24 protein-coding genes are annotated in these 22,995 nt (G+C 36.6%); 8 read left to right on the plus strand and 16 right to left on the minus strand.

Annotated features, from left to right (window positions below; genetic code table 11):
* Positions 1 to 4: 4 nt before the first annotated feature.
* The 9 genes from cysS to CQA43_RS03035 form a co-directional block, all read right to left on the minus strand.
* The gene (cysS, locus tag CQA43_RS02995; protein WP_181881602.1) at positions 5 to 1,423 is read right to left on the minus strand and encodes a cysteine--tRNA ligase; all 1,419 of its coding nucleotides are present in this window, start codon (positions 1,421 to 1,423) and stop codon (positions 5 to 7) included.
* 84 nt (positions 1,424 to 1,507) lie between these two features.
* The gene (locus CQA43_RS03000) at positions 1,508 to 3,850 is read right to left on the minus strand and encodes a type III restriction endonuclease subunit R (RefSeq protein ID WP_115551128.1); all 2,343 of its coding nucleotides are present in this window, start codon (positions 3,848 to 3,850) and stop codon (positions 1,508 to 1,510) included.
* Positions 3,851 to 3,873: 23 nt separating this feature from the next.
* Positions 3,874 to 4,344: a DEAD/DEAH box helicase family protein gene (locus CQA43_RS03005; protein WP_115551129.1), complete on the minus strand. Its 471-nt coding sequence runs from the start codon at positions 4,342 to 4,344 to the stop codon at positions 3,874 to 3,876.
* Positions 4,337 to 5,338 carry a virulence RhuM family protein gene (locus CQA43_RS03010; RefSeq protein WP_115551130.1) on the minus strand — a complete coding sequence of 334 codons (1,002 nt, stop codon included), beginning with the start codon at positions 5,336 to 5,338 and terminating at the stop codon, positions 4,337 to 4,339. The genes CQA43_RS03005 and CQA43_RS03010 overlap by 8 nt, the downstream gene beginning before the upstream one ends.
* A complete protein-coding gene (locus tag CQA43_RS03015) occupies positions 5,335 to 5,595 on the minus strand; it encodes a hypothetical protein (protein ID WP_245944199.1) in 261 nt (86 codons plus the stop codon). Before CQA43_RS03015 ends, CQA43_RS03010 begins: the two co-directional genes overlap by 4 nt.
* A gap of 1 nt (position 5,596) precedes the next feature.
* Positions 5,597 to 6,529, minus strand: coding sequence for a hypothetical protein (locus CQA43_RS03020; protein WP_115551131.1), 933 nt, complete (start codon positions 6,527 to 6,529; stop codon positions 5,597 to 5,599).
* Between the two features lie 4 nt (positions 6,530 to 6,533).
* Positions 6,534 to 9,248: a site-specific DNA-methyltransferase gene (locus tag CQA43_RS03025; protein ID WP_115551132.1), complete on the minus strand. Its 2,715-nt coding sequence runs from the start codon at positions 9,246 to 9,248 to the stop codon at positions 6,534 to 6,536.
* A gap of 94 nt (positions 9,249 to 9,342) precedes the next feature.
* Positions 9,343 to 9,855 (minus strand): restriction endonuclease, encoded by a 513-nt coding sequence (locus CQA43_RS03030; RefSeq protein ID WP_245944200.1) that lies wholly within the window; start codon positions 9,853 to 9,855, stop codon positions 9,343 to 9,345.
* Positions 9,856 to 9,899: 44 nt separating this feature from the next.
* Positions 9,900 to 11,483, minus strand: coding sequence for a saccharopine dehydrogenase family protein (locus CQA43_RS03035; protein WP_115551133.1), 1,584 nt, complete (start codon positions 11,481 to 11,483; stop codon positions 9,900 to 9,902).
* Between the two features lie 145 nt (positions 11,484 to 11,628).
* Here CQA43_RS03035 and CQA43_RS03040 point away from each other — a divergent pair, with 145 nt between their 5' ends.
* The gene (locus CQA43_RS03040) at positions 11,629 to 12,255 is read left to right on the plus strand and encodes a superoxide dismutase (RefSeq protein WP_115551134.1); all 627 of its coding nucleotides are present in this window, start codon (positions 11,629 to 11,631) and stop codon (positions 12,253 to 12,255) included.
* Between the two features lie 91 nt (positions 12,256 to 12,346).
* On the opposite strand, the gene CQA43_RS03045 is transcribed toward CQA43_RS03040, so the two are convergent.
* The 7 genes from CQA43_RS03045 to hisS all read right to left on the minus strand — a co-directional run bounded on the left by CQA43_RS03045 (position 12,347) and on the right by hisS (position 16,687).
* Complete coding sequence (locus tag CQA43_RS03045; RefSeq protein WP_115551135.1) at positions 12,347 to 12,763, minus strand: hypothetical protein; 417 nt, start codon at positions 12,761 to 12,763, stop codon at positions 12,347 to 12,349.
* A 56-nt stretch (positions 12,764 to 12,819) separates the two neighbouring features.
* The gene (locus tag CQA43_RS03050; protein ID WP_115551136.1) at positions 12,820 to 13,578 is read right to left on the minus strand and encodes a hypothetical protein; all 759 of its coding nucleotides are present in this window, start codon (positions 13,576 to 13,578) and stop codon (positions 12,820 to 12,822) included.
* Between the two features lie 130 nt (positions 13,579 to 13,708).
* Positions 13,709 to 14,155 (minus strand): hypothetical protein, encoded by a 447-nt coding sequence (locus tag CQA43_RS03055; protein WP_115551137.1) that lies wholly within the window; start codon positions 14,153 to 14,155, stop codon positions 13,709 to 13,711.
* Positions 14,156 to 14,395 carry a hypothetical protein gene (locus CQA43_RS03060; protein ID WP_147290079.1) on the minus strand — a complete coding sequence of 80 codons (240 nt, stop codon included), beginning with the start codon at positions 14,393 to 14,395 and terminating at the stop codon, positions 14,156 to 14,158.
* Positions 14,396 to 14,454: 59 nt separating this feature from the next.
* Positions 14,455 to 14,763 (minus strand): hypothetical protein, encoded by a 309-nt coding sequence (locus tag CQA43_RS03065; protein WP_115551139.1) that lies wholly within the window; start codon positions 14,761 to 14,763, stop codon positions 14,455 to 14,457.
* Positions 14,718 to 15,002, minus strand: a complete 285-nt coding sequence (locus CQA43_RS03070) for a hypothetical protein (protein ID WP_115551140.1) — start codon at positions 15,000 to 15,002, stop codon at positions 14,718 to 14,720. Before CQA43_RS03070 ends, CQA43_RS03065 begins: the two co-directional genes overlap by 46 nt.
* A gap of 371 nt (positions 15,003 to 15,373) precedes the next feature.
* The gene (gene hisS, locus CQA43_RS03075; RefSeq protein ID WP_115551141.1) at positions 15,374 to 16,687 is read right to left on the minus strand and encodes a histidine--tRNA ligase; all 1,314 of its coding nucleotides are present in this window, start codon (positions 16,685 to 16,687) and stop codon (positions 15,374 to 15,376) included.
* A gap of 148 nt (positions 16,688 to 16,835) precedes the next feature.
* Here hisS and rpmE point away from each other — a divergent pair, with 148 nt between their 5' ends.
* Genes rpmE through CQA43_RS03110 form a run of 7 tightly spaced genes read left to right on the plus strand, consistent with a single transcriptional unit; the run spans position 16,836 to position 22,995 of the window.
* Positions 16,836 to 17,039: a 50S ribosomal protein L31 gene (rpmE, locus tag CQA43_RS03080; RefSeq protein ID WP_115551142.1), complete on the plus strand. Its 204-nt coding sequence runs from the start codon at positions 16,836 to 16,838 to the stop codon at positions 17,037 to 17,039.
* A gap of 9 nt (positions 17,040 to 17,048) precedes the next feature.
* Positions 17,049 to 17,882 carry a 16S rRNA (cytidine(1402)-2'-O)-methyltransferase gene (rsmI, locus tag CQA43_RS03085; RefSeq protein WP_115551143.1) on the plus strand — a complete coding sequence of 278 codons (834 nt, stop codon included), beginning with the start codon at positions 17,049 to 17,051 and terminating at the stop codon, positions 17,880 to 17,882.
* 33 nt (positions 17,883 to 17,915) lie between these two features.
* Positions 17,916 to 18,602: a 23S rRNA (guanosine(2251)-2'-O)-methyltransferase RlmB gene (gene rlmB / locus CQA43_RS03090; protein WP_115551144.1), complete on the plus strand. Its 687-nt coding sequence runs from the start codon at positions 17,916 to 17,918 to the stop codon at positions 18,600 to 18,602.
* Complete coding sequence (locus CQA43_RS03095; protein ID WP_115551145.1) at positions 18,589 to 19,518, plus strand: hypothetical protein; 930 nt, start codon at positions 18,589 to 18,591, stop codon at positions 19,516 to 19,518. Before rlmB ends, CQA43_RS03095 begins: the two co-directional genes overlap by 14 nt.
* Positions 19,512 to 20,366: a hypothetical protein gene (locus CQA43_RS03100; RefSeq protein ID WP_245944201.1), complete on the plus strand. Its 855-nt coding sequence runs from the start codon at positions 19,512 to 19,514 to the stop codon at positions 20,364 to 20,366. Before CQA43_RS03095 ends, CQA43_RS03100 begins: the two co-directional genes overlap by 7 nt.
* Positions 20,367 to 20,384: 18 nt before the next feature.
* Positions 20,385 to 21,602, plus strand: a complete 1,218-nt coding sequence (locus tag CQA43_RS03105) for an LL-diaminopimelate aminotransferase (protein WP_115551146.1) — start codon at positions 20,385 to 20,387, stop codon at positions 21,600 to 21,602.
* A gap of 13 nt (positions 21,603 to 21,615) precedes the next feature.
* Complete coding sequence (locus CQA43_RS03110) at positions 21,616 to 22,995, plus strand: NCS2 family permease (protein ID WP_115551147.1); 1,380 nt, start codon at positions 21,616 to 21,618, stop codon at positions 22,993 to 22,995.

A 22,995-nucleotide genomic window follows, 5' to 3' on the forward strand; every position in this document is an offset into this window, starting at 1 on the left:
CGGCTTACACTCTTTCCCACTCGCAGCCTTGAGGAGTATCCATAATCTCAATTCCACTTGCGCGCAAATCCTCTCGGATTTTATCTGCATTTGCAAAATCTTTTGCATTTTTGTATTCCGCTCTTTTTGCAATGAGTGCTTCAATCTCTACGCGTCTTGCTTCACTCACACCGAGTTTAAAGTATTCAAAAGAATCTTTTAAGCCCACACCCAAAATTCTTGCAACCAAAGCAAGATTTGCCATAATTTGTGGAATCTTATCTTTTTGTTTGTTATCTAACATTTCGTTTGCATTCGCAATAAGTTCCTCTAAAACACTTAAAGCTTTGGAGATATTCAAATCATCGCTTAAAGCCTCTAAGAATGCTTCACTAAAGGGATTTTGCACATTTTGAGATTCTACATTTCGTGGGTTTTTGATTTGGGTTTGTGCCAATCGTTTTTTAAGCCGATAGATTCTATCTAGCCGCTTCTTGCTTGCAAGTAAATCCTCTTCGGAGAAATTTAACCCCGCACGATAATGTGTGCTTAAAAGATAAAATCGCAGAATCTCTCCATCGTAATTTGCCAAAGCATCTTTAATAAAAAAGCTGTTCCCAAGCGACTTTGCCATTTTTTCGCCATTAATCGTTACAAAGCCATTATGTATCCAATATTTTGCGAGATTCTGTCCCTGCGCACAACGCGTCTGACAAACCTCATTTTCGTGGTGAGGAAACAACAAATCCGCTCCGCCTCCGTGAATGTCAATTGCATATTTGCCCTCTATCGCCAAATGTTCTTGAATCATTGCGCTACACTCAATGTGCCAACCCGGACGCCCCTTACCAAAAGGAGAATCATAGCCCACATCGCCTACACCTTTGTAACTTTTCCAAAGAGCAAAATCCTTTGCGTCGCGCTTTTGCTCACTATTTTGGATTCTGCTTTTGGATTCCTCATCTGCGATTCTACCACTCAAACTCCCATAATCCACGTCTTTATCCACAGATAAATAAATATCTCCATTTGACGTTTGATAAGCAAAGCCTTTGTCTAGTAATGTTTGAATCATCGCACAAATACTTTTTAGACTTTGCGTCGCTTTAGGTTCAATATCGGCACGTTCCACTCCTAGAGATTTCATTTCGTCTAAATATTTTTGCGTATAGGTCTGTGTGATTTCCTCCACACTCAAACCACTTTGCAAAGATTTGTTGATGATTTTGTCATCAATATCAGTAAAATTTTTGGCAAAAATCACTTTATAGCCTCGCTCACGCAAGAGTTTGCGCCACAAATCAAACACAATCGCACTTCTTGCGTGTCCTAAATGCGAATCATCATACACCGTCGGACCGCACACATACATACGCACTTCTTTTGGATTAATGGGTATAAATTCTACTTTTTCTTTTAATTTACTATCATAAATTCTAATCATCACTTTTCCTTATGAATTTCACTCATCAATTTAAAGGGAAAGTATAGCAAAAAAGGAGGGGGTTTTAAACATTCAAAAATAGCATTACAGATAAAATATCTCTGCAATAGTTGATTGTGTGTATATTTTTAGAGAAGAATCTAAAATGTTTTGTTTATTAAAATAATACAAAAATGTTTTATTGCCTCCGATACTGCTCCCATTTTTACCAAAAATACTTTCAAAGCCTTGTGCTTTATCCCTTGCATTAACCTCGTGTGTTAAACCTTTTGGGTCTATAAAAATAATTTTATATTCCTTGCTTTGCTTATGCCTTAGCCAAAAGATAAAATCGGGATAAAACTTCCTATACGCTTGATTTTGTGAATCAAAATAAGGAATGTAAATAGAATCTACATTTTCTACAATCTTGCTAAAGCACCATTCATAGTTTTTTAACGCATTGTCTTTATCTTTTACATACTTTTGTAATTCTCTCAAAAACTCTACTTCACTTTTTTCTTTTATCGCATACACAATCCGCCCATCTTGTCGCTCATCAATCACCAAAGGATTATAATAATGCTCTTGCAAACTAGAATCTAAAACATATCCATAGACTTCGGCTCTTTTTTCATTCTGTTGTGCTTGCAAGATTGTCTCTATGTATTCTTTTGGCACTCCCTTAGATTCTAAATCCTCTCTTTCCTCCATAGTTTTTGCTTCTACAATCTCTTTTATTTTTGCATTCATCTCTTCTACAATACTAAAATCAAGTGTGGAGCTAAACTTTTCAAAATGGCAAATTTCATCTTTGATTTCCTCAAATTTATCCAATTCTTTACTCTTAGTATGAAAGAATCTCTCCAAAACGCTCAAAGCATTCTCCGCTTTGAGTGTTTGTATATCCCCATCTATTTTAATCGCTTTTGTTTCGCCCTCATTTGCTATTTTTTCTTTCACTTTGCATAATGTTTGATAGCCTAAATCTTTTGCTCTTATACTCTCATTCAAAAGTAGCACATCTTCATCAAAGGATTCTATATAACTTTTCAACTCCTTAAAATCACACTTTGAGATGGTATAAGGCTTATTTTGTAAGCTTGTGGAATCTCTATATTTTGGCACAAGCAGGGGCTTAAAGGCTTTGCTTTTTCTAAATCCACTTAAGGGGTGGCTTTGGATAAATTCCTCTAATCCCTCTAAAATCCCTTTTATCGCCTCTGTTTGAGTTGCCATTATAAAAAGCGTCTCAATACCTAAAGCTTTATTGCGAAATCTTTCCCGCAGATTAAAATCAAGCCTCTCACATTGCCCAAACCTTTTTCTCACTCCCTTAAAAGGCTCAATCCTCACACCTCGTCCAATGGTTTGCAAAACATATTTTTTGGCATTTTTACTGCCTATGTTAATAAAGCTAATCATATTCACGCGATTACTATCCCAGCCCTCACTAAAGACTTTGCTTCCCATCATAATTTGTATGGGCGAGTCGCTATGATTAATATCTTGAAAATATCCATTGGTAATATCTTCTCCACTCTCAATACCCAAGTTACTTAGATATTGCTTCTCCCATTCTCGAATACTTCCAATATTTAAAAGTAAAAAGGGTTCTTTAGCGTTTTTGGATTTAAAGACAATCTCTTTGGTATTGCCCTTTATCCTACACGCTTCAATCATAGAACTTTGCGAGGCATAAAACATTTCTTTCCTTAAAGTCTTAGAATCCATTGTTTGAATAACCCCTAAAAATTCCTCATCTAAGCTTAGATTTTTATCAAAATACAAGTTTTGGTTTTGTGAGAGTTTCTCATAGAGATTTTGTGCTAAAGACATAATATCTCTATCCTCTTTTAAAATCTGCAAAATCGCCTCAAAGTAAAGCTTTATCCCCGCATCTTGCGTATTGACTTTATCCGCAACAGCAATAATCAGCGGTTGATGATAGGCAAGTTTTAAGTTCTTGCTAAATTTTTGCATTATGTTTTCTCTATGCTTTTTGATTGCGCAAAAGAGTATAAAACTCTCCAAGATTTTTACGATTTGCTCCTCATTTTTTTCTTTATCCCTAAAGGCTTTTAAATCAGAATCCAACACCGCGATATTTTTGCCATACCCTTGAAGATTAAACTTTTCTAAATTATAATTAAACGCACAAGTTTGCAAATCAAAACTATCACTAAAGGTTGCGGAGAAATTAAAAATAAAGCCCTTATTATTTTTGCCCTCTGCAAGCTCCCTTATATAGCCTTTGCGCACAGAATCTTTGCTATCGCCCTTATGCGCCTCATCAAGCAGCACAATCCAACCCTCGTCTCTTAAAAAGTTCTTATAGTTTAATCGCTTCGCTTTAGAATCCTTGCCGACATTTTCGCTCGTATCTAGCAAATCACTGCGTCCAATAAAAACGATATTCTCATCAAAGAGTGAAGTGCCATAACTCACGCTTTCATAGTCTTTTAAATCTTTTAATGTAATTTTTTGCTTTGATAGGTGTTATATTCTTTGATATGCGCCTTAAACTGCTCTAAAATCTTATCGTTTGGCACAAGCAACATTATGGGTTTGGCAGGCAAAGTTTTCAGTCCAAACAAATCGTGCAAAAGGGCAATTAGCTTTATCATCACGATACTTTTGCCGCTCCCCGTTGCCATCCAAAAACTTGCTGTGTTGATTTGCTCTTTTGTTATGCCCTCTAATCCACACTCTAAGTAACTTTGGTAAAGAGAATCAGGGCTTTGTGTATAGAGGCTTAAAGCAGCAATCGCGCTTTTAAGGGCTGCGATTTGATATTCTTGCAAAGAAATGCTATGAGAAAAGCTACCAAATTCAAGGGAGGCAAAAAGGGATTCAAAGTCCTGAATCTTTGGTGCAAGGATTTCTTTAAGAATCAATTTTTTCTCTAAAGTTGCTTTTTGTGCGGATTTTGTTTTACTCATTTGCTTTTCCTTTTCTCAAGGCTTTTGTTTGTGCATTAAATTCCTCATAGGCGATTTCTATTTCTTCTTTTGTTTTTTGTTTGTAAAGATTGTATTCTTTATGCGCCTTTTCTAGGGCTTTTTGATGAGAGATTTTCCCCGCACCTTGCAACACTTCCCGCCCACTAAACTTTAAAAACTCATTGAGTTTTTCTAAATGCTCTTGCATGGTTTTTGTTTCGCGATTGAGCGCACTAAGCTCTGCAAATTCAAAATATGCTGTAACAATTCTATTTAATGCCTCTAATTCCTCTTGATTTAAATAATTTTTAGCAATCTCACTTTCTTTTTTTGTTGGCATAGTGCCCTTGAAATTTGTAAGTCCCATATTAATTTTATCAGAATCTGCCCTTTGAAAGACAATCTCACTCGCTGTCCGTCCGTGTGCGGAATAATGCAGTTTGTTTTGAATGGTTTTAAAAAGCTCTTGGACTTGCAAAGAATCTTTATCATAATCTATGGCAGTGCTAAAAATCTTTAACACTTGGGCGTGCATTCTTGCTTCACTAGAGCGAATATCTCTAAGTCGCTCTAAAAGCTCATCAAAATAATCTTGTTTTTGTCCCTTTAACCGCTCATCATCAAGCACAAAGCCCTTAATGAGATATTCTTTTAAGATTTTACTTGCCCATTGGCGAAACTGCGTGGCTCTTTTGGAATTGACACGATAGCCCACAGAGATAATCATATCAAGGTTGTAATACAATGTCTCATAAGTTTTGCCATCATTTGCAGTATGTGCAATTTTTGCACATACTGAATTTTCCACTAATTCGCCCTCTTCAAAAATATTTTTGATATGCTTAGTAATCACACTTCTATCTTTATCAAAAAGCTCGGCAATCTGCCTTTGCGTAAGCCATAAGGTTTCATTTTCTAATCTTATGTTAATGGCGGGATTATTTGCACTATCTTGATAGATAATGATTGGATTTGTTTGCTTATCTTGTTTCATTGTGTGCCTTTGTATGATTTGCCATCTTTGGCAGTATGTAAGTATTCCTTACATACTGAATCCTCTTGCAGGATATTTCTTATATGCAAACTTATATTTTGTTTTGAGGTGTCAAAACGAAGTTTCTTTAGATGTAATCTTGCAAATGCAAAAAGTTTTGCCATAGCATCTTGGGCTAAAAATACACTCTCGCCAAGCTCATAGAGCTCAACCTTAACTTTTTTATCTTGTGTGGTGTAGAGGAGGAGGTTGGGCATATTATTCCCCTTGTATATTGTCAAAAAGTGTTGGTTCTTTATATTGATATGTTACCCTTAGATATTTTTCTAAGTCTTTTGGAATATCTTTTATTTTATTTTCATTGAAATTAAAAATTTCTTGTATAAAATACTGCCCACTTTCTTTATTCCCATTTTTCATTATCGTATCCGTACGCACTAAAGCCTTTATAATATCATCTTGATTGCCTTCTTTTAATGGATATTGTCCGCCTAGAAAACCTGAAATAAAATTATTATCTGATATTTCAGCCTTAATATTCTTATTATTATGAAGTAGCCCAAAAGTCCATTTCCCTTGCTCTCTTGTATTTATTGATTTTAAAATAATTAAATCACATATTTCATATTCTGGCTCTAACTGCCGAATAATATCTCCTTTTCTAATATGTGCATAAAAATTTTTTTTCTCAATAGGTTCTTCATTGTTAGGATTAAAACTTATACTCTTAATAGTTTTGCTCTTATTTATTAAAGTATAAAGCTCACTTTTTTCCTTTATCGACTTATCTAAAATATACTTATTATCTGTATTGTTGTTAATAATTTCAAGAGTATTCACACTTTTTTCTAACACTCCTTTGATTGCATCTCTTAATAATTCCCCTGCTTTTTCCGCATAATAAGGAGTTTCATTACCTGTCAATCCTTTCACAAAAGCTTTTCCTAAATCGCTTTCACCAAGCCAACTCATAATTGCCAAAGCAGCTCCAACAATTCCTATTTTAATCTTAAATGAGCCTATTTCATAAGGATAGACAACAAAAAATTCTTTTGATGAACTAGTAAAGAGTTTTTTAGTAAGGCTATCACCAATATTATTCACAGCTTGAATAATTTTATCCATTTCTTCAAGTGTAATATAGTGTTCTTCTTGCCCTAAATAAATATTGAAAATTTGTGCATTTTCCATTCCTCTACTCCCACCATATTAGATTTTTCAGTTTTGGGTATTTGGCTAAATCTAGCGAATCTAAAGAGACAATCTCTCCATTATCAAACTCACAAGATTCTATGCCTTTGGAATCCAAAAACAATCTCTTGATTTTCCAACCCATAAGGTTTGCTATGGTTTGAAAAATATCAAAGTCTTGGCGATACTCTGTGTGCATATCAAGGCACACACTCTCGCCCTTATGTAGCTTATCAATGAGTTTGCGGGATTTGCGATAGTCTAGTATTGCTTCACATTTAGCATAATCTTTACCTTTGTAGTTATTTTTGTTTTCCACCTTTTGAGGCTCTTTACACTCAAGCACATATTCACAATGGCTTAACGCCTCTTCATAAGATTCTAATTCATAGTAGCGAAATGCTCCACCACCTTGATAAGCGCATTCTTTAGAGATTCCACTTTGGAATCCTGCAATGACTTTTTTAAGGCGAGGAATAATGACATTATAAAAATGTTCGCCCATTTCCACGCCTAGCCATTTACGCCCGAGTTTTTGCGCTACTGCTAAGGTTGTGCCACTTCCCGCAAAAAAGTCAAGCACAATAGGCGTTGTCTTTAAGCGACAAATCGCGGATTCTACGCCAAAGTCTTGGTCATTTAGGCTTACTAAACTCCCTTCGCCTTTGTCTTGAAAACCGCAATTTCTCATCTCAAATACTTCCGCCTTAGAATCTACCTTTGTAGCAATTTCACAAATGCGCTTTAAAAGCTTTTCGGGTTTGGGATTCTCAAATACTCCTTTATCCAATATGGAAGCCAAATCTTCATTACCTTCGTGTGTGCTACCTGCTTCTTGATAACTCCAAAAAGTTCCTATTGTTTTACCTTGTTTTACTTCACTCAAATAAGTTTTTTTATCAATGCCACCATTTTTATTAAAGTAGAGTCCATTTTCAAAATAAATTTCCATCAATCTTTCTTTAGAATATCTTGGATACCTGCCTTTCGGAGCACTCCAAGAGATTCCATTTGGGAATGTAATAGTATAAAGATTATTTTCGCTTCCACTTTTAGCATGCAATGGTGTAGCTTTCCATGCTCCTTTTGGGTCATTATCGGGATTCTTATAAGCAGCGTCCATAGATTCTGTTCTAGCTAAAAGATTAAAACTAAATCTATCAATATTGCTAGAAAAACAAAAAATATTTTCATTTTGATTAGAAGCATATTTAGCATCATTAGAGGTTGTATATTTTCCCTGCCACACAAAATTTGCTACAAAATTCTCCTCTCCAAACACCTCATCACACACAAGCTTTAATCTCGCTTGTTCTTTGTCATCAATGCTTATAAACATACTGCCTTTATCGTTTAAAAGCTCTTTGGAAAGTTCTAGGCGATTGTTTATCATACTTAGCCACGAAGTGTGATTGAAATTATCCGCATAGATAAAGCCATCACTCCCTGTATTATAAGGCGGGTCAATATAGATTAAATCTACTTTGCCTTGATATTTGGGCATTAGCGAATTCAAAGCTTGAAAATTATCCGCTTTAATCAGTTCGCCATTCAACACAGATTCTAAATTTTCAAAACTACTTAGAATCTTATATTTTGTCTCTTTGGTAAAGTGCTTTGTATCAAGGGGTAAAAATTTGTATTTTTCATCACTTAATAAATCCTCTTTCTTAAAATCCTCATCAACGAGATTTAATTCTTGCCATTCTTTGATTTGGGATTTAAAGCCTTTGTCGTTTGTTATGGAATCCATAAGATTTGGATTAAGCTTATCCACACTAAAAACATACTCTGTCTTTTTTGCAAATTTGGGCTTTAGCCATACAGCCTTTAGCTCATTTTCAAAATCACCTATAAGCTTAATCACCTCATAGGCGATATTTTTAATGCGTTGCAAATGTGCGATAATCTCTGGATTCCACTCTTGAATTGCACTTTCTTTATAAAGATAGCCAAACATCCACAAATCAAACTGCTCTCTTAAAAAGGCGGTCGCATTTTTGTGGATAAAGAAATCTATTTCGCTTTGCTTTTTATAGCTTCTAAAGATTTTTTTCAATTCCTCTTCATTGATTTTGATTTTAGAATCTTTAAGGATTGTATTTTGTTTTAAATCCTTTAAAAACTCCTCGCTAAACTCATTAGAATTTTGTTTAAAGACATTGTTGAGATTAGGGAATAAGTCTTTTTGGTTGCTTACCTTGATAAGAATCTGTGCTTTGCCCTCATCATTTATTTCAACATTTACAAATTTAAAAATAATTTTGTTTTTAGTATTATCGGCATTTTGCTTATATTCACTCGCATCAAATACGACTTCATAGCTTTGCTCATCGCTTAAAGTGAGGCTTTGGTAGAGTGTGTCGGATTTCACATAATAGAGATTCTGCGTTTTGTAGAATAGGCTTGTGTCTTTGGAGTTGGTATAGATTTTGGCATAGATGTTTTTATAAGCGGGAGTATCGTTAAAAAATGGCGTGCCGCTCTCATTAAGATAGCTATCAAAGAAAGTAAAAAGCTTGTTATAAATATCGTGGGATTGTAGCTCTCCCTCAATTTGTGAATCTAAATAGGCTTTGATATGATTAAAGTATTGCTCTTTGATTTGAAGTAGATTGCTAAAGCCACTTTTAGCGATATTTCCTTCCTCAAAGTCTTTGATTTTCACACCCAAATAGCAATCCTCTAACTTAGAATAAAACGCTTTTTTGTAGTTCATATATAAACACTCCCTCATACCTTTAATTTACGCTATTTTAGCGAGATTGGGCTTAATTTCTTATTGGATTGTTTTTTGAATTTGAGTGCAAGTTTTACGCAAAATAAGGAATAATCTTATATTCCATATCGTTTTCTTCCAAAAATTTTTTTACCCCATAATCCACACTTTCACAACTCGTTACAAACACTCGGCGAACACTTCTTTTAGCAAAAATCCTTTGATTTTGCTCTAAGTATGCGGTGCAATCGCCTAAAAAGATTCTTAAATGCTCCTGCTTCACTTGCGAATGCTCCCAATTCTTGCACTGAATCAAAAGCGCCTCTTTACCTTTATATGCAATGATGTCAATGCCTTTATCGCGCCGACCCTCCTTAAGTCCTTTAGGATATACCTTGTAACCCTGCTGTTTATAATGCCTAACAATTTGCAATTCGTATTTATCGCCTTTTTGCTTGTTTTGTGATTTATTAGAAAATTTGTGAGTTTTATGTTTTACTTGAGTGTCGTTAGGGTATTCATAATCTTTATTAATATAATTTTTGTGTTTTTTAGGGAAAAAATAAAATATCATCAAGATAAGAACTGATACAAACAATATTTCCACAAACGTCTCCTTATCCCCATAAACACTCAAATGCCATTAACAAATTATCCTCTCCCATCTTCTAGCACTTTAGATTCTCCATTAGATTCTATTTCCAACACGACATAAGGAAGTCCTTGAATGTTTAGCTCACGCATAAAGGGGTCGGGGTCGTTTTGCTCCATATTCCACACGCCCGCACCGCTTTTAGAATCCACGCCTTGCGCCTCACCTCCCTGTGGCATATCTTTATTAAGCTTGAGACGCTCGGCATTGTAAGATTCCTTTAAATCCGCAAATTCTAGGGTTGTAGATGAATTTTTGAGGTTGTGCGAGGTAAGCGAATGAGGTGTATTAGACATACTCCGCAATGAAGTGTCCGATGCACTCCTCAAAAAGTCGCTACAAACCGAATTTGCGCCTACGCCCCACTTGCCCTCGCATATCAACTTCGCCCCAATCATCGCAGGCACACCTGTCGTATAGCTCACGCCTTGCGCATTGACTTCTGCGAAACATTTCTCGTGCTCACATACATTATAGATATAAATCGTGCGCTCCTTGCCCTCTTTCACGCCCTTAATGTAGCAGCCGATATTTGTCTTGCCCTTTGTGCGTGAAGCTAGACTTGCAGGGTCGGGCAAAAGCGTCTTTAACACTTCTATTGGCACGATTTTTTGCCCCTTGTGTTCCACAGAATCCACGCGCAAAAGCCCGACATTCTCCAAGCACTTCATATGCGTGAGGTAACTCTCGCCAAAAGTCATAAAAAAGCGGATTCTTTTTAAGCCCCTAATATTACGCACAAGCGATTCTAGCTCCTCGTGATAAAGCAAATAGCTGTTTTTCACGCCCACTTCGGGATAATCCCACTCTTTCATTAGCGCAAGGGGTGGAATATCGCGCCATTCACCATTAAAATATGGCTCATTTTTCAAATCCTGCGTGTTAGATTCCAATTTAAAATGCTTCTCTTTAGCCTCAAATTTGCGATAAATGCTATCACGCGAGAGGTCAAAGTTTTGTGCATATTGACTTTGAGAATCTTTTACCCAAAATCGCGCTTTGGAGCTTACCTCACGCAAGTTTATCTCGGGATTAAAGTTTGTCGCAAAGGCGTATCCGTGGTCTCCTGCGTTGCAATCCAAAATATCAATGCTTTCTATTGTATCAAAATAATGCTTCTGCGCATACGCACAAAAGACATTTGTAACGCCCGGGTCAAAGCCACTGCCAAGCAGTGCGTAAATCCCCGCTTCTTTGTAGTGCGTGTCATACGCCCACTGCTCTTTATACTCAAAATGTGCAGAATCGGGGTGTTCATAGTTTGCAGTGTCTAAATAATGCGTCTTTGTGCGCAAACACGCCTCCATAATACTCAAGTCCTGATAGGGAAGCGCGACATTCACCACAAGCTTTGGGCGGTATTTATTAATCAAAGCCACAAGGGATTCCACATTATCCGCATCAACTTCATCAATCTCAATTTCGCCTAAACCCTTAGCGCGGATAGAATCTGCGATTGCCTTGCATTTACTCAATGTGCGTGAAGCCAAAATAATGCGTGAAAACACTTCGCGATTTTGTGCCATTTTGTGCGCGACAACGCCCCCTACACCGCCTGCTCCGATTTGTAAAACAACAGCCATTGAACAATCCTTATGAAACAAAATGAAGCAATTTTACAAAATTTTTCTTTAAGATTTCAAGGAAAGATTAGAGGATAATTTTATTTTAATTATGTTAGAATCTTATCTCAAAACTTTATGTTTTAATTTATTTTAAGGATTAATTATGTTTAAATTACGCACATTACCATTTACCGAGATTACAGGTTTTATTAGTAAAGAAACCTGCGAATATCATCACGGCAAACACCACCAAACCTACATCAACAATCTAAATAATTTGATTAAGGGAACGGAATTTGAAAGTAAAGGCTTATTTGAGATTCTCACAAAATCACAAGGAGGCGTGTTTAATAATGCTGCACAAGTGTATAACCATGACTTTTATTGGGATTGCGTTAGCCCAAATGTAAGCAACAAAAGCTCCGAGCTAGACGAAGCCATCAAAGCAAGTTTTGGAGATATGGAGAAATTTAAAGAAGCATTTTTAAATTCCGCCACTACGCTTTTTGGTTCTGGTTGGTGTTGGCTTGTCTATAACCCTGCAACAAGCAAGCTAGAAATCAAGCAAACAAGCAATGCACAAACCCCCGTAACAGACGGGTTGATTCCTGTGCTTGTCGTAGATGTGTGGGAACACGCATATTATATTGACCACAGAAACGCGCGTCCTGCGTATTTGGAAAAGTTTTTTAGTCATATTAATTGGGAATTTGTCTCTAAAGTATTTGCGGGCGCAAAAGCACAAGGGATAGATTCTGTGAAAAACTACACAAAATCTCTCCACTCTTAAATGGTTCCAAACTTCAAGATTCCATAAGGAATCTTGAATGCTTTTAACACTCCAAAACAATATCAATCTTAAATTAGTAGCAGTTATCACCTTACGCCTCTAGCGCAAAGCTTTGTGTTTTGTTTAAATGGTCTATCGTGTAGAGATTATAAAGATTCTCTACAATCCTTTCTTGTTTTTGCCCTGCAAGCTGGATTGCAAACCCCAAAAATTTTCCATTTTTATTGACTAATCGTTGCACCATTTCTGCGCCTATATCTTTTAAGCTCACAATTTCCTCTCCTTGTCGGATTCCATATTCACTAAAATCTATTTTGCTTAGTTCCTCATCACTCTTGCTTCTTGCCTCTAGGCTGATTCCAGCCCTATCGCCCCTTTTGGTAATATAAAGCTCACCTGTCTCATTATAAAGCTCATTTACGAGAATCTCTCGCCCTGATTCAAAGCGAAGTAGAATCCTGCCATCTTTCTCAAGTCTCATAGAAGTTACAGCCTCCGCATCTTGCATAGCCGCTGCGACTTCTTTGCTTAAAATTGGGTCATCAAGCGCATTTTTGATTCTCTCTAGCCCTCGCTAAACTCTATTCCAACAATACTATGAAACTTTTGCCTTATGGCACTCATTTGGCTAGATTCCTCTAGCGATTCTACTTTCTCCTTTATCTCGCTATCTACTAGCTCATTATTGAGCAGATTCTCTTTTGCGACCATAAAGCTATTTTTCGCCTCATAATATTCATCATACAACTTCGTAAATGCCTCTTTATACTGCTCCTCATAGCTTGGCTTACTTTTATTATGCAGACGACTGTATTTCTCCTCAAACTCTCGGATATTAAGCCCATCATAAAAAGACGATGGTCTTGAGCCATTATCTAGCCTATCTACCACCTTAAATTCCTCTAGCACCTCCACTCCCGCTAGATTCGTCTTTTTATAGGCAAAATTTGTGATAAACTCTCCACTTGCAAAAAGGGCTTCATTGACTTCTTTGTCTTTGAGATTCACCCAGCCTTCTTTATCAGCATAGGCTTCAAACATATCTCTAATGTCCTTTTTGTTTATCTCTTTGTAATGCTGCTCGGGTGGGAATAGGCTCATTTCCTGCCCCCTAAATGCGCGAATATCCACATAAGGACTTAGCTTTTTATCATCTGGAATCTTTCTAAAGTGATAGTTTGCGCGATATTCTTTGATTTGCGCTAGAGTTAGCCCATCATACCCTATGCTTTTGTCATAGCCTTTGATGAAGTCATACAAATCTATTCTACTAACCACATCACTTAAGTTTGCGATTCTATACTCGCCATTGCCATTATCCACACGGAGTTTCAGCTTAGAGAATAGCTCGTCCTCTTTATCTAAGAATCCGTCATTATTGCATCAAAGTTAAAGAGATTCCCAATCTTCCCCACATCTCCCACGCCTAAGGAATCGTTATCACCTAGCATATCTAAAAAACTTCCGCCTCTCCTATTGCGGTTTTTAGCTTCGCAGATTCTGCAAGTGCATTTAATTGCAAATAATCGCTGCCTGTATAGTAAGCACCATTGTTTCTTTCAAGCATAGAATTGCTATTATTAAAGGCATATTGACTGCCTTGAGAACTCCATACATTCTTGCTAGCTAGATTTGTAAAATTAACAATATTGCGATTGTTAAAGCTCTGAAAACTAGTATTAGCCATTATAAAATTAGTTACAGAATTGTTCGCGGAAGCTCTTAACTCTTTCGTATATTCCGCATTCCACTGAAATTTTCCATTGACAATTTTTGGCTTGCCATTTTCATCTAGTTCTACTTTATCCTTAAGGCTTAATTTATTTTTGATTGCTAATGCCTCATTAGAATTTGCATTTGCAAATAAATGCTTTGAATCATTTACTTTCCCTAAATACATTTAAAGTCCTATTGTGCTTCTAATGTCTATTACAATATCATTACTATCAGCATACACAATGAAAGAATCCTCTGCCAAAAATGATGGCTGCCCCATTATTACAGCATTGATATTATCTACAAGTTCCGTGTCTAATCCAAAGACATTTTGCCTATTTTGTTGTATTAATTGAGCTTTCGCATTGTAGTTATACATAAGCTCAAACATATAAATACCGGGTTGCCAAAAAAATTCTTTCACAGGAACGCAAGAATTTAGGCTTATTTCAGCATTATCAATTTTAAAGATATTTTCAAAATTTACCCCACCAAATCCACATTTCTTGTAAAAGTTCTAGATTTTCTCTCCTCATCAGTAGCAGTTTTCCAACCTATTGTATAGAGATTTGCTTGTTGAAATGCTTGGATATACACCCATTCATTAAGCGGATAAGGCTTGGTTGTATAAACTCTATCCGTAGAATAATCTGTTATCGCTGAAGTAATCTGTAATGTCCCATCTGCATTAATCACAGCGTGGAAATAATCTTTTACTCCATTTTTACTATAGTTGCGAGAAAATATTACTCTATTTGCAAAATCTCTGTAAGAAGTTGCATATATCCACATTCTCGCACTATTGGTCCCCCTGTATTATCTCCTTGAAAAATACCATTATAAGCATTTCTTATAGCGTCCCACTCTGAAATATTTTTCTCCACTACCCCTTTTTTACTATTCGCTACCTTTTGTAACACTTCTTGAAGCACTTTGCCCTCTAAAGTTTTGCCAATTTTAGCATTTAGGGGTAAATTTATCTCTCCTGCACTTAAACCAAATGCCAATCCCGCACATAAAAATACAGCCAAACAAACCTTTTCATAGCCAATTCCTTCTTGTTTTATTTTATTTAAGGTTCTTTAATTATAGTATTCATATCGGCAATTTATCGTAAAAACTTAAATAGGATTTATTGCTTTGGTTTTTGCCATTGTGAGGAATGAACGCAGTAAGAGACGAAATAATTTATCATTTTGTATTACTTTGGTTTGCCACCGCGTCATTGCGAAGCCTCATTAGAGGCTGTGGCAATCCATAATCTAAGCTAAAGACCAATCTACAATGGAATCTCAATGGAGAGATTCTTAATTATGGATTGCCACGAAAATTTTTCAAATTTTCTCGCAATGACAGAGTGAAATCCCTAATTCCGCTAATGCAGAATCCCACAGAGACACACTTAAGCTTCCACAACCTGCAAACACTTCACAAGGGATTCCAAACTTAAATGATTTTTTTGCTCCCCGCTTTCCATATTTTTAAGCGTATAAGTCTTTTGCGCTTCCTCCTCCTCTCCTAACACAATCACATATTTATATCCCTTAGTATTCGCATAAGCAAAAGACTTTTTAGGCTTCACAATCTCGGGATAAACTTCTATTTTCAAGCCAAGATTCCGCAAATTCTGTGCCGCAAAATAGCCATATTCCAAGCTCTGAAGCGGAATTAGCAAAGCATCTGCGACATTTGCACTACTTTGCATTAAGCCTAGCTCCTCTAGCCCCGCAAGCATTCTATCTAGCCCGATACTCGCACCCACACCGCTTAAAGAATCCTTAGAAAAGTTTTGCGTCAAATTATCATAACGACCACCCGAACAAACTGAACCAAGTGCGGACAAATTGTCCAATGTCGTTTCATAAATGATTCCGGTATAATACCCAAGCCCACGCGCAATAGAAAGATTGATTTGATAAAACTCTTGCGGAATCAGAGGCTTTAGCAACACACAAAGTGCGCAAAGTTCATTTAAACCCTCTGCCAAAGTCGCATTTCTTGCCTTGTAAGATTCTAATTTCGCCAAAAACTCCAAAGAACTTCCCTCTTGCTTTTGCGCGATAAAATCCAAAAGCATAGCAATTTGCTCACTCTTAAGACTCGTTTCTTTTTCTAGCTCCTCGCACACACTCTTGTGCCCTATTTTATCCATCTTATCAACAATTCTTAGCACTTCAATCGTTTGCGATTGTGCTCCCAAAGATTCCATTAAACCATTAAAAATCTTGCGATTATTTAGTGCAATCGTAAATCTCTCCACACCTAAATGACGCAAAGTCTGATAAATCACTTGGACAATTTCTGCATCTGCTCCAATACTTTGTGTGCCAATAAAATCAAAATCACATTGTGTAAATTCCCTGTAACGCCCTTTTTGAGCGCGCTCACCACGAAACACATTACCGATACAATATCTCTTAAAAGGCAAACCAAGCTCGTTTTTGTATTGTGCGATAAAACGCGCAAGAGGCACGGTTAAATCAAACCGCAACGCAACCTCACGTCCTCCGTGGTCCAAAAAATGATACATTTCTTTTTGGATTTCCTCACTACCTTGCTTTTTTAGAATCTCTGCATATTCTAAATGCGGTGTTTCAATGGGAGAGAAGCCAAATTTCTCAAAGGATTCTACAATGCTTTTTAGCATTTGAGACTTCGCGTAAGATTCCTTAGGAAGTCGGTCTTTAAAGCCGCTTAAAGTGCGTGGTGTAATCATTTTTTTGCTCCGATTTTATTCTATTAAATTTCTAAGGAGGCAAGTTTAACAAAAATATGCTAAAGAATTTTAAAATTTATGCTAAATCTTAGTATTTTTTAGATATAATTTGCTTTTTATTTTATCTAAAATTTTAAAGGCTGTTATGATGAAAAAAGGAATCCACCCAGAATATGTCCCTTGCAAAGTAACTTGCGTTACTAGTGGCAAAGAAATAGAAGTCCTAAGCACAAAACCTACTTTGAGAATTGACATTTCTTCGTTTTGCCATCCTTTTTATACCGGTTCAGACAAAGTTGTAGATACCGCAGGAAGAGTGGAGAAATTCAAGCAAAGATACAACCTCAAATAACCCATTCTTATGGTTACTTTTCTGCCAACTCCTATTGGCAATCTACAAGATATTACATTGCGCACAATAGAGGCTTTAAAACATTGCGAAGTGCTATTATGCGAGGATACAAGAGTCAGCAAACGATTAATTGCACTGCTCACAGAGCGTGGGATTCTCTCTTTTAGAGATTATCAATATTTTTCCTTTCATACGCATAACGCATCGCAATTTCTTAGTCAAGCAACAGAAGAGTTTTTCAGTCAAAAAATTGGCTTTTTAAGCGACGCTGGAATGCCATGTATTAGCGACCCTGGCGTAGAGCTTGTGCGATTCTTGCAGGAGAGAAGTTTGCCTTATGAAGTGTTAGGTGGGATTAGTGCAGTTACTTTGGCGGTAGCATTTAGCGGAATCATAGAAAAAGAATTTAGCTTTTTAGGATTTCTGCCACACAAGATAAAAGAACGTTTAGAATCCCTACACAGAGCATTCAAGAGCCCTTATCCTGTTGTTTTTTATGAATCGACACACAGATTGCTAGAAACCTTAGAACTAATGACGCAAATTGATTCCTTGCGCATAGTTTTTTTAGCAAAAGAATTAACAAAAAAGCACCAACAAACCTTTAAAGACACCTTAAAGCAAATCAAAGAATCTTTTACGCAAAAATGCCGCAAAGATTCTGCATTTCTTAAAGGCGAGTGGGTGATTATTCTTAGCCCTACAACAGACCAACAAGAAGAAAAAGTCCTGACGCAAGAAATGGTATTAAGCCTAGAGATTCCGCCTAAAATAAAAGCTAAGATTCTAGCAAAATTAAAGGGCGGAAATGCGAGTGAATATTATGAATTATTAACAAAATAAACAAAAAATTTAAGAAAAAATAGGATAAAATCAATGATTGTTTATGGGAAGCACATTGCTGAACTTGTTCTTTTAAAACATAGCGAAAAAATACAAACCATTTACCTTGCTAAAGAGATTGACAAAAAGCTGTTTCAGGCTTTTGCAAAGCTAAATATCCCATTGCTTCGCGTAGATTCCAAAAAGGCGCAAGCTTTAGCAAAAGGTGGAAATCATCAAGGCTATTTGCTAGAGATTTCCCCTCTTGTGCCATTGGAATGGAATGCCATTAAGACAATGCAATTTGTGCTAGTGTTGTGCGGCGTTAATGATGTTGGGAATCTTGGGGCACTCTTTCGCAGTAGTTATGTGCTAGGTGTAGATGGAATCGTAATTTGTGGCTTAAAAGAATTAAAACAAGAAGGGGTATTGCGCGCAAGTGCAGGAGCAATGTTGGATATGCCCTTTGCAGTCGTGCATAATGCGCTAGATGTTGCAAATGAGCTTAGATTGGCTAATTTTACCCTTTATGGAACCAATCCAAAAGGCACACATCTCACGCAAATACCAAAGGGCAAAAAAGCATTATTTTTAGGAAATGAGGGAGAGGGTTTGGGAAATAGAATCTTAAAAAAAATGGACCAAAACCTTGCTATTCCGCAAAAAAGAGAGTTTGATTCTCTCAATGTCAGCACAGCGGGTGCAATTTTAATAGATAGGATTATGAATGGAAGATATTGAAAAATTAAAAAAAATTGGAGCAAGAGAAATCTCAAAACACACACATATGGCGTTAAACAAAATCCAATTTATTTTGGATTCCAACTTTGAAGCACTCCAAGACCATACGACAACGATTGGATTAGTCAAGATTTTGGAGCGCGAATATAATGTCAATTTACAAAAATGGCAAGAGGAATATAATGAGTTTTGGAATAACCGCCCTGACCAAAAACAAGAAAGCCTAGAAACAGTCATTAATTTCAAGGTTACGCACGAAGTCATCAAACAAAATAATTCCCAAAAATACCTCATTCTTAGTGCAATTATTATCCTCTTTTTGGGTGTTGGATTTTATGCTTGGACAAATTTCTCTGACAATTCCGCTAAAGAAACTACCAAAGAGCCAACACCAATAGAATCTCAACATACTAACCCCAATGTAGAACTAGAAAATACAGAAAACAATGCCACAGAAAATATAGTAGCTCCCGCTACATCTGCAAAAGACGAACCACTATCCACAAATACTTCTTTAGACGCCTCTGCCTCTGCGCCTCTAAATGAGCTACCACAAGTTGCTAATACAGAAAATACACAAGATTCTATCCAATCTACACCCAACACCCCAACACAAGCTATTACAACATCTACACGCAAGTTAGAAATCGTCCCTCGCTCCAATGTTTGGGTTGGAATCGTGTATTTAGATACACGCAAAAAAACTTCACTCCTAACAAGCAATGCCATAGAGATTGACTTAACCCGCCCGCAAACTATTATTACAGGACACGGAATGCTAGATTTAAACAACAATGGCGAACTAACAAACTACAACAAAGCAGAAAAAATGCTTTTTTGGGTAGATGAAGCAGGAAACTTCAGTGAAATTACGCTTGCACAATATAATCAACATACAAGGGGATTAGGGTGGTAGAAATAACCCGCAAATGCTTATGGATTGTCCTTTTTGTTTGTCTGCTAGAAAATTCTATTAATGCACAAACTCCTACATTACAAAATCCGATTGATTACAAAGTTGCGCAACTCTTAGGCGTGCAAGAATATAAAACAAATCAAAAATTTATCCAAAGACTCTTTAGCAATCAAAGATATTTTTTGGATAGTGCAGGACAACCAGATTTATATAAAATCTCTCAAACACTTAAACAAAATGGTTTATTAAAGCTCACTTTTAAGCAACCAATGGAACTTGAAGTTACCTTTAGTGTCAAGGAAAATCCAACCACTTTTACAAATGTACTCTATGATATTTTAAATGAAATGGGATATTATTACTTTCTACTTAAAGAAAGTGTGCTTAACGAACAACAATTTAAGTTTATTCTCTCTATGAATACTGAATATGCGATTGACCCTACGCTTTTACAAGAAAAACTATACGATTATGGCTACAAAGTTTTAAATATTGAACGAAGCCACATATATCAATGGAATTACATTATCACAAATACTACATTTCAATACCCAAAAGCAACCAAATTAACCACCAATGAAACGAATCACAAAGCCAATCTAAAGGGAGAATATTGGTATCAAATTGATAAAGGTAGCCGACTAGAAGTCAAATCAAGCAATGGAATCCTATGGTATCCAAAATTAATATTTTTTGATAAAAATCTGAATATTTTAGAAATTATTAGCAATCAAAAATCCTCACAGGCATTCCAAAAAGAGATTCCAAAGGGAGCAATGTTTGTAAAAATCACGGATACTTTTTTGCCCATTACAACAAAAAATGGCTTAGATGTAACACTAAAATGAAAATAAAAAGGAGAAAAAATGTTTAAAGAAATTGAGTTTGAAAGAATTAAAAGATTACCAAAGTATGTTTTTGCTGCCATTAACGAAATTAAATTAAAAATGCGTCAAGAGGGCGAAGATGTGATTGACTTTAGTATGGGAAACCCCGATGGCGCAACTCCAAAACATATCATAGATAAACTCTGTGAAGCAGCACACAAGCCCAAAAATCACGGCTATTCGGCAAGTAAAGGAATCTATAAACTCCGTCTTGCCATTGCAGATACCTACAAACGCAAATACGGAATCACTTTAAATCCCGACACACAAGTTTGTGTTTCTATGGGCTCTAAAGAGGGTTATGTGCATTTAGTCCAAGCAATTACAAATCCCGGTGATACTGCAATCGTTGCAGAGCCAGCTTATCCGATTCATTATTATGCCTTTATGCTAGCGGGTGCGAATGTAGCAACTTTTGGGTTAAAGTGGAATGAAAACTATGAATTAGATGAAGAGGCTTATTTTGAATCTCTACAAAAAGCCCTTAAAAACACAATGCCCAAACCAAAATTTGTTGTAACAAACTTTCCTCATAATCCTACCACGGTGGTTGTTTATAAGAGATTCTATGAAAGACTTGTGAATCTAGCAAAACAAGAGCGATTCTATATCATAAACGATATTGCCTATGCGGATTTGAGCTTTGGAGGTTATGTTGCACCCTCTATCTTTGAAATAGAAGGTGCGCTAGATGTCGCCGTAGAAGGCTATACTCTTTCTAAAAGCTATAATATGGCGGGTTGGCGAGTGGGTTGTATGGTAGGTAATGAAAAGCTCATTGGTGCGTTACAAAAAATCAAAAGTTGGCTAGACTATGGGCTTTACACTCCGATTCAAATCGCCTCTACAATTGCCTTAAATGGCGACCAAACTTGTGTGCAAGAGATTGCCCACAAATACGAACATCGTATGGAAGTGCTAATTGATAGCTTTGGAGCAGCTGGGTGGAAAATGACAAAACCAAAAGCAAGTATGTTTATTTGGGCGGAGATTCCAGAGTGCGCTAAACATCTAGGCAGTATGGAGTTTTCTAAACAGCTTTTGCAAGAGGCAAAAATCGCGGTAAGTCCGGGAATTGGCTTTGGCAATCACGGGGATAATTATGTTCGTATTGCTCTTATAGAAAATGAAAATAGGATTCGTCAAGCAGCAAGAAATCTTAAGAAATTTTTAAAACAATTTGAATCCAACGCATAGGCGCGGGGAAATAATGGTAAAGAAAGAATCGCAAAACCATAGTAATACACAACAAGCAAGAAACCACCAAAAACACAACCCTTTAAGCTTAAAGCAGCGAGTAGAGCAATATTTTCAGCTTCCAACCAAAGGAAGTAATATCAAAACAGAATTTTTAGCGGGCTTTACGATTTTTTTGTCTATGCTCTATGCGATTCCCGTCTCCGCAGAGATTCTCTCTCAAGCAGGAATGCCTAAAGAAGCCTTAATTACCGCAATTACACTTATTACAATTCTTTCTACTCTTGTGTGTGGAATCTATGCAAACACTCCCGTTGCGATGAGTGTGGGAATGGGGCTGAATGCGTATTTTACTTATGGTGTTGTGCAAGGCTATGGAATCTCGTGGCAGCAGGGCTTAGGAATCGTATTTGTTTCGGGCTTGATTTTTGCTTTGATTTCATTGAGCAATTTTAGGGTTTGGATTCTGAAATCTATCCCTAAAAACTTGCGTTTTGCTCTTTGTGTTGGACTAGGCGCATTTCTTGCAACCATTGGCTTAAAAGGCTTAGAAATATTCACGCTCCAAAATGATAATTTATTGCTCGGCGATTTAAGCCATATTACAACCCTTTTAGGAATTGTTGGGATTATGGTTGCGCTTGTTTTGTATGTTTTAAAAGTCAAAGGCGCGTTTATCCTTACGATTGCATTGCTTAGTGGAATAGGATTCTTATTTGAAATCGCACAAACCCCCACGCAAATCTTTTCCTCTCCTGCTTCTATTGCGCCCATTGCATTAGAGTTAGACGTGTTTGGCATTCTGAAATTCGCCTTTGTCCCTGTGATTTTAATGCTAATGGTTACGGATTTGTTTGATTCTTTAGGCACACTTTCTGGGATTGGAATCAAGGCAAATCTGTTTTATGGCTTAGACCACACAGAACGTGATACACCGCTAGAGCGCACCTTGCAAATAGATGCAGTAGCAACAATGGCTGGAGGGCTTCTTGGCACTTCTACAACAACGAGTTTTTTAGAATCCGCAAGTGGCACTGCCGCAGGAGGACGAAGTGGGCTTAGTGCAGTATTTGCGGCATTATTTTTTTGCTTGACACTTTTTATTTTGCCCCTGTTTTTGAGCATTCCCTCCTTTGCGATTTATCCCATTTTAGTTGTGATTGGTGCATTTATGTTTTTAGAGATTTCACATATTGATTTTAGCGATACAGATTCTTTGATTGCAAGTTTTTTTATCATTCTTTTAATGCCCCTTACAACCTCTATTACAATTGGATTAAGTGCGGGATTTTTAGTGTATTTATTGCTTATAATCACGCAAGGACATTGGAGTAAAATTAGCGGTGGATTGCTTTGTATCACATTTTTAAGTGTAATACCTTTTATTTTTTAG

The organism is Helicobacter ganmani, from assembly GCF_003364315.1.
GTDB classification, from domain to species: domain Bacteria; phylum Campylobacterota; class Campylobacteria; order Campylobacterales; family Helicobacteraceae; genus Helicobacter_D; species Helicobacter_D ganmani.